This is a genomic window from Thermogutta sp. (assembly GCF_014359955.1).
Classification (GTDB): domain Bacteria; phylum Planctomycetota; class Planctomycetia; order Pirellulales; family Thermoguttaceae; genus Thermogutta.
In genome coordinates, this window is record NZ_JACIYL010000142.1 from 1 (window position 1) to 7652 (window position 7652).

Genomic DNA, 7652 nt, shown 5'->3' on the forward strand with positions numbered 1-7652 from the left:
GGCATCCGCACTGCAATATTGTGCTTGACATCGGGGCCGTCAGCCGACAGCATGCGCAAATCGTGAGGACACCCACCGGGTATTTCCTGGAGGATCTGAACAGTCGCAACGGGACTTTTCTGAACGAACAAAGGCTGCATGGGCGCCAGCCACTCAGACATGGGGACAGAATCCGGATTTGCGACCTTGTCTTCGTCTTTCACGACGCTCCATCGGGCACCGGCGAAGGGGGACAAAACAGTCTCACCGAGGCCGCGTGGATCGAAGACGAGGAACGTTTTCGGTCGGGCTCCACCATCATGTCCCGGCTGGACGCCACCTCGCCGACCAATCGCCTCCAGGTGAATCCTGAGGCGAAATTGCGAGCACTTATGGAGATCAGTCAGAACTTGGGGAAGGCGATCGCCCTGGAGCAAGTCCTGGACAAGGTTTTGCAGAGCCTCCTCAATGTTTTCATCCAGGCTGATCGTGGCTTCGTCATTCTGCGAGACCAGAGCACTGGTAAGTTGATTCCCCGGGCAGTCCGCTCTCGGCGACCGGAAGACCAGGAGAATCTGCGGATCAGCAAGACGATCGTCAATGCCGTCGTGCAGAGCAAGCAGGCCATTCTCTCGGCTGATGTGGCGACCGATTCGCGTTTCGACCTGAGCCAGAGTATTGCCGATTTTCCCATTCACTCGGTGATGTGTGTTCCTCTCATCGGCAGTGACGACACCGTCCTGGGTGTGATCCAGATGGACACGCGGCAAAGGAGGGCACGCTTCACCCAGGAGGATTTAGAGGTGCTCGTGAGCGTGGCCAGTTTGGTGGCGGTCGTTGTGGAAAACGCCATCCTGCATGAGGCTTCTGTTCGGGAAGAGCTTCTCCGGCGGGAACTGGCGCTTGCTCACCAGGTTCAGCAGGGATTTTTGCCATCCTCGCCTCCCAAAATTGAAAACTATGAATTCTTCGACCATTACGATCCCGCGCACGAAATTGGAGGCGATTACTTCGATTACGTTTCTCTCCCCGCCAGGCGGCTGGCGATTGTCCTCGCCGACGTTTCTGGAAAAGGTATTGCCGCCGCTTTACTCATGGCGAAACTTTCGGCGGAAATGCGATACTGCCTGGTCAGCGAGGGGAGTCCGCAGGCGGCTCTGAAACGCCTTAACAGCATTTTCTGTAGCGAGCGGTGGGAGGATCGCTTTATCACGATGATTTTGGCCATTCTCGATCCGATCACGCACCGCTTCTGGCTCGTCAACGCGGGTCATTATCCTGCCATCCTGCGGAAAGCCGACGGAAGGATCGAGATCCTCGGCAAGACCCACGCCGGGTTACCCATTGGTGATCCAAAAGACGGGGAGTATGTCGCGGAAACCGGAGTATTTGAACCCGGGGATGTTCTCGTGCTTTACACGGATGGAATGCTTGACGCCCTCAATGAACTCGGCGAGAGTTTCGGTCAGGAGCGTCTGCTCGAGGTCATCCGGCAAACGTCGGGTCGGGTCACAGAAATTGGCAATGCTCTGGTGAATGCTATCCACCGTTTCGTGGGGGCGCGGGCGCAGACTGACGACATCTGCCTTGTGATACTGGGCCGCAACGCCAGCCCAAATTCCGGCGAACATTCCTCGGAAGAGGCCAGGCAAAAGCCCTCTGCCGGTCCGTCTGAATGATCCGTGGCAACGCCGGGGAATCAGTGCCCCACTATGATGCCCGAAGCCGGATCAAAGACAGGAAGACAGGAAAACCGATCCACCCGTGCAGCCTCCAGGATGTCGTTCTCCATCCCGGCCGCGACGAGCTTTTCTCCAGCCCGGCTGCGGCGAAGTTGGTTGGCCAGAAGTTCTGGCGGGACAGGTTCAGCCCCCGACACGTACGGTTCGACGAAACTCGCCTGCCAATTCTCCCGAGCGGTTAACGCCTGGGCGTTCATCTCATACCGGAGGCCACTGCGACGTTCCAGGCGGTCCACGAGATAGCCCGCGAAGAGTACGTCGTCCCGAGTTACTTCGCCGTCGGCTCCTGCACAGAGCAGGTGGATGGCGGAGGTTTCCTCGAACAACTCCTGAAGGACCCGGGACGCATTCACGAAAGCCCCTGCAATGACCTTGGACGCCTTCCGACAGCGACGAAAGGCCTGAGTCCCGTTCGTCGTGGTCATAATAATGACGGATCGAAAGACCCGCTCCGGCTGAAACTCCGTTGGCGAATTGCCAAGGTCGAACCCGGGAATGGGCAGGCATTCCCGTTCTCCTGCCAATAGGACGTGGGCATCGGGATCCGTTTGACGCAGCAACTCCGCGAGCCGTTCCGCCTCTTCAACCGTGCCGCACGGCACGACGGCGGTAGCCCCCGCTGCAATGGCGTGCACAATCGTCGTGGTTGCCCGAAGAATGTCAATAACGACGACGGTGCCCGAGGCGAGCTCGTCCGGTTCCACGAGATTGGGCAAAGCGTAAACGTTGATGCGCGGAATCATAACAGCGTAAACGGTAACTGTTTGGGCGAAATGACGCGTGTTCGGGACCTGCTCGGGTTGTGGTACTGTGGTACATCCAGTGTTGTCGTTGACGGACAGCCGGTTGCCGCGAGGTGTTGGCCGGGTTCCCGCTGGCAATGTCCGACAACCCTGGCCAACACATTACGTAAAAAATGGGTCCTTAACAAGAGCGAATCGCCAGTTTAACTAAAAGACATAAAACTGGCAGTGTCCGCATAGCCGTGTGGTCAGGTCAACCACGCCGTTTTACTTGAAGGATACAATAAGGTATCAGCCGCGGGCAAACGGCGAAACCGGTTAAAGTGCAACCCGTAAGACTCAGGGAGAAAGGGGCCGAGGGGCCTCGGTCGTATTTGTTGAGCGGAAACTCACCAGGTTCTTGTAACTTGGGGAGATACTTTCGCTGACGGGACGCATCTTTCGTCAGGAATTTTGTCGCAATTGAAAAAACAGCGAGAAGGCTCGATGCGTGAGGTTTCAATAGAAGTGCGAGATAGTCCCCGGGTGAAGGTGGACAAGCAGGCGGACCGCATCCGCGAGATGTTCGCCGAGATCTCCCCTCGCTATGATTTCCTCAACCATTTTCTCTCCTGTGGTCAGGATATTCTCTGGCGGCGCAAGGTGGCGCGGCTTTTGAAGACCCTTGGACAGGGGCCGGCGCTCGACGTGTGTTGCGGCACGGGAGACCTGATCCTGGAATTTTTTCGCGTGGTTGGACATCAGGTGCCGCTCGTGGGAATCGACTTTTGTCGCCCCATGTTGCGACTGGCGCAAAAGAAGGCTCAGAAAAAAAGTGCCAGGATATGGTTTATCGAGGGTGATGGTTTACATTTGCCGTTTTCCGATGATCAATTTTCCGTGGTGGCGGTGGCCTTTGGCCTGCGCAACATGGCCGATATGCGACGAGGTCTAGCGGAAATGTATCGGGTATGCCGGCCGGAAGGGCAGGTGGCCGTTCTGGAGTTCACACTTCCTCGTGCCCCCGTGTTTGGCAGAATTTACCGATACTATTTCCAGCACCTGCTTCCACGGATAGGTCAACTGGTGGCCCCCAATCGGCACGAGGCCTATGGTTATCTTCCGGCGAGTGTGCTCGAATTTCCCCAGGGCAATTCCCTCTTGCGTGAAATGGAAGGGGTGGGGTTAAGGCATCTGTGGTATCGTTCGTTTACCTTCGGTGTAGCAACGCTCTACGTGGGTACCAAATGAAACGACAAATCGTGGTTGCCATTACAGGAGCAAGCGGCGTAACTTATGCCGTCAGGCTGATTGAGGTCCTCCTGGCGGCCGCCTGTGACGTGCACCTGACCATCAGCCGTGCGGGACGGACGGTTCTCAAAGAGGAACTGGATCTTTCCGTAGATTTGGAAAACTTTGCACCGAGCATGCTCCTGCTCGATAATGCAGAAAGGGCGGAGGACCCCAAATTAAAGGTCATGCGGGCGATTGCCGGGGTCACCGGAGAATCGAGCCATGTCCTGGCAACCCCGGTGGGTGAACCGGGGCAACTCACGTACTATCACTATAAACGACTGACGGCCCCTATTGCGAGTGGTTCCTTCCCCACAAACGGAATGGTGATTTGCCCGTGTTCGATGAGCACGCTGAGCACGATTGTCCACGGGGGTGGGACTAACCTCATCCACCGAGCTGCCGAAGTCCATCTTAAAGAGCGACGCAAGCTCATCTTGGTGCCACGCGAGACTCCGTTATCCCTCATTCATCTGCGAAATATGGCACTGGCGGCCGAAGCCGGCGCCGTGGTCCTGCCGGCGATGCCGGCCTTTTATCATGGCGTGGTAACGGTTCGAGACCTGGTCGATTTCATCGTGGCTCGGATTATCGACCAGCTTGGGATTGAAAATGAGCTGATTCGTCGGTGGGGAACGTAGGGGCCGCCGGGTATGATTCCCGAGCTGGAAGTTCGTGTGATCGTTGGATTTTTTTGAGACGTTTTGGACGGAATCAAGGGCGATGCCATCAGCAAACTCTGGCATAGAAGGGAAACCGCGAGGGATTTTCATCGCCGTATGGCATTACCTCGAATTGATCCGTTTCAGCCATACGTTGTTTGCGTTGCCGTTCGCAGCGCTTTCGGCGGCCATGGCGTGGGCGGAGACACCCTTTCGATTCCGCGATCTGGCGGGATTTCTCCTGTGCATGGTGTTTGCCAGAAGCACTGCGATGGCGTTCAATCGTCTGGTGGATCGGGACATCGATGCCCGGAATCCGCGGACGGCCATGAGGCACCTGCCGCGGGGGATCCTCACGGTGTCGCAGGTGGCCGTGTTCACCATTATTTGCGGCGTCGGTTTTGTTCTTTCCACTCTGTTGTTTCTCCCGAACGTCTGGCCGGTCTTGGGAGCGGGGCCGGTTTTGTTGTTTCTCCTGGGGTACAGCTACGCCAAACGATTCACCTGGCTCTCGCATTTTTGGCTTGGGACAGCCCTCGCCCTGGCACCGGTAGCCGCCTGGGTGGCCATCACCGGGCGCTTCGGGTGGCCTCCTTTCGTGCTTGCCGGGGCGGTTACTCTCTGGGTGGCGGGGTTCGACGTGATTTATGCGTGTCAGGACTATGAATTTGACCGTCAAACCGGTTTGAAAAGCCTACCGGCATGGCTGGGGGTACCCAGGGCCCTCCGGTGCGCTGCGATTCTCCACGCAGGGATGGTGGTTGTTTTAGCCTGTTTGCCCATGGTTTATTCGCGACTGGGAATTGCGTATTATGCAGGTATCGTGGCCATTGCGGGGCTGTTGATTTATGAACATCTGATCGTACGCCCGACGGACCTCAGCCGCGTGAACGAGGCTTTTTTCCATGTGAACGCGGTGATCAGTTTGGGGCTTTTTCTCGTTGGCGTGTGCGATATTTGGATCCTGTGAAAACGTTGTCCGCCTTTCAATATGGGAATCTGGCGATGAGCGTCGCAGCTTTGACCACACGTTTTTCCATTCGCAAGCGACTGGAGGATATCCAGAATAAGATCTCAGCAGGCGAGCGGTTGTCCTTTGAGGATGGGGTCTTTCTATTTCAACCTGAAGTCTCGCTTCATGAGGTCGGCCGGCTTGCCGAGGAAGTATGTCTCAGGCGGCATGGACGAAACGTTTTCTATAATCTCAATATGCATCTCAATCCTACGAATGTTTGCGTTTATCGGTGCAAATTATGTGCGTTTTATCGAACGGGCAAAGAATCTGACGCCTATTACATGACGCCGGATCAAATTCTCAAGCGCGCGGAGGAAGCCGATCGATCCGGATGTACCGAAATCCACATCGTCGGGGGCCTGCCGGGTGGCAAGCCATTCGAATGGTACGTGGAGATTCTGCGTCTTATTCACAGCCATTTCCCGCGACTTCACTTAAAAGCCTGGACGGCGGTGGAAATCGCCTGGTTCTGTCGAATTTCCGGATTATCTGTTGAAAAGGTCTTGGAACGGCTTCTCGAGGCAGGTTTGGGAAGTCTTCCCGGCGGCGGTGCCGAGATTTTTCATCCCGAGGTACGGCAAAAAATTTCCGCTGGCAAAGCCGACGGCGAAACCTGGCTAAACGTCCATCGAGTGGCCCATCGGATGGGACTGAAGACCAACGCGACAATGCTTTTCGGCCATATTGAGTCACCCGAGCACCGGGTCGATCATATGTTGCGGCTCCGCGAACTTCAGGACGAGACGGGAGGTTTCCAGGTGTTCATTCCGCTTCCGTTTCATCCCCAGGGGACAGCGCTCCATCATCTCCCCAAGCCGTCTGCTTTCGACTGTTTGCGGACCCTTGCGGTGGCAAGACTGTTCCTGGATAATTTTCCGCACATCAAGGCCTATTGGATTGCTTTAGGGGTCGGACTGGCGCAGACGGCTCTCGCTTACGGGGCGAACGACCTCGACGGGACTGTCCGGTACGAGACGATCTATCATGATGCGGGGGCGGAATCGCCGGAAGCTCTCAGTGTGGAAGAATTGTGTGGACTGATCCGAGAAGCCGGACGAGAACCCGTGGAACGGGATAGTTTGTATCGGCGTGTTCGGAGGGTCAGCCCGACCGAATGGGAGATCGTGGAAGATAGTCAATCGCATGGGAAATGAACGGCCCAGCGTTCGCCGGTCAGCGTCTCCGGCCGAGGAGAGTCCGCTCCACCAGCCGGTGCAGTATGTCAAAGGGGTTGGCCCGCATCGGGCTGAGCTTTTGCGACGGCTGGGCGTGGAAACGGTGGCCGACCTGCTCTTCTTCTTCCCGCGGACGTACGAGGATATCAGTGACGTTCGGAAAGTTGCCGAATTGGAAGAGGGCAAACTTCAGTCTGTCATCGGAGTTATCGAAGACATCGACAGCCATGTGAGCCGCAGTGGGCAGGCCATCGTGGGAATGGCCGTCGCCTGCGAGGACGGCTATGTCCGTGCGCTGTGGTTTCAACAGCCTTATCGACGTGATCTGTTTCGCGTGGGACAGCGGGTGATGCTTTCCGGCCGCCCGCGCCGAAATGGCCTGTTCTGGGAAATGGCACATCCCCGGGTGATCGTACTGGGGGAAACGGAACGACCGCAGGTCGCCCCTCTTCCCGTCTATCCGCTGACAGAAGGGCTCGCCCAGTGGCAGATGCGAAGGATCATGGAACATGCCGTGGGCACCTATACCTGCTATCTGGAAGAAGCCCTGTCACCTGAACTGCTTGCCAAGCGGCGTCTCCTGCCGATTCAGGAAGCTGTCGAGCAGATCCACTTTCCGACCGATCGAAACCGTTTGGAAGAAGCGCGACGCCGCTTCATTTACGAAGAATTGTTGATTCTCCAATTAGCCCTGGGTATCAAGCGATACCAACAGATCACCTTGAAGAAAGCCCCCGTGCTCCGGCTGACCCCTAAGATTGATGCGCGCATCCGACGGCTGTTTAAATTTTCCCTCACAAAAGCCCAGGATCGGGCCGTGGCGGAAATTGCCGCGGATATGGGACGGCCTGTTCCCATGAACCGTCTTCTCCAGGGTGATGTGGGAAGCGGCAAGACGGTCGTGGCGCTTTATGCGATGCTTCTGGCAGTGGCGTGCGGGTATCAGGCGGTGCTCATGGCCCCCACAGAGATTCTGGCCCGCCAGCATTTTCAGACCATCGACGAACTGCTGGCTGCCAGTCGTGTCCGCCGGGCACTGCTCGTGGGCGGTTTGCCTTTTGCGG

General features: G+C 56.8%; 7 protein-coding genes. 6 read left to right on the forward strand and 1 reads right to left on the reverse strand.

Annotated features, from left to right (window positions below):
• Positions 1-1658 (forward strand): SpoIIE family protein phosphatase (locus H5U08_RS06390; protein WP_297031387.1); only part of this gene is annotated, 1658 nt, incomplete at its 5' end.
• 20 nt (positions 1659-1678) lie between these two features.
• Here the strand turns inward: H5U08_RS06390 and H5U08_RS06395 are convergent.
• Positions 1679-2464, reverse strand: a complete 786-nt coding sequence (locus H5U08_RS06395) for a 2-phosphosulfolactate phosphatase (RefSeq protein ID WP_297031389.1) — start codon at positions 2462-2464, stop codon at positions 1679-1681.
• Positions 2465-2950: 486 nt separating this feature from the next.
• On the opposite strand from H5U08_RS06395, the gene ubiE reads away from it, so the two are divergent.
• The 5 genes from ubiE to H5U08_RS06420 form a co-directional block, all read left to right on the forward strand.
• On the forward strand, positions 2951-3694 hold the full coding sequence (ubiE, locus tag H5U08_RS06400) for a bifunctional demethylmenaquinone methyltransferase/2-methoxy-6-polyprenyl-1,4-benzoquinol methylase UbiE (RefSeq protein WP_297031391.1): 744 nt from the start codon (positions 2951-2953) through the stop codon (positions 3692-3694).
• On the forward strand, positions 3691-4377 hold the full coding sequence (locus H5U08_RS06405) for a flavin prenyltransferase UbiX (RefSeq protein WP_297031392.1): 687 nt from the start codon (positions 3691-3693) through the stop codon (positions 4375-4377). The genes ubiE and H5U08_RS06405 overlap by 4 nt, the downstream gene beginning before the upstream one ends.
• Positions 4378-4459: 82 nt before the next feature.
• Entirely contained in the window at positions 4460-5368 is a 909-nt protein-coding gene (locus H5U08_RS06410; protein WP_297031394.1) for a 4-hydroxybenzoate octaprenyltransferase, read from the forward strand.
• 35 nt (positions 5369-5403) lie between these two features.
• Positions 5404-6567, forward strand: a complete 1164-nt coding sequence (mqnE, locus tag H5U08_RS06415; RefSeq protein WP_297031396.1) for an aminofutalosine synthase MqnE — start codon at positions 5404-5406, stop codon at positions 6565-6567.
• A partial coding sequence (locus H5U08_RS06420; protein ID WP_297031398.1) for a DEAD/DEAH box helicase occupies positions 6557-7652 on the forward strand: 1096 nt, incomplete at its 3' end. The genes mqnE and H5U08_RS06420, both read left to right, overlap by 11 nt.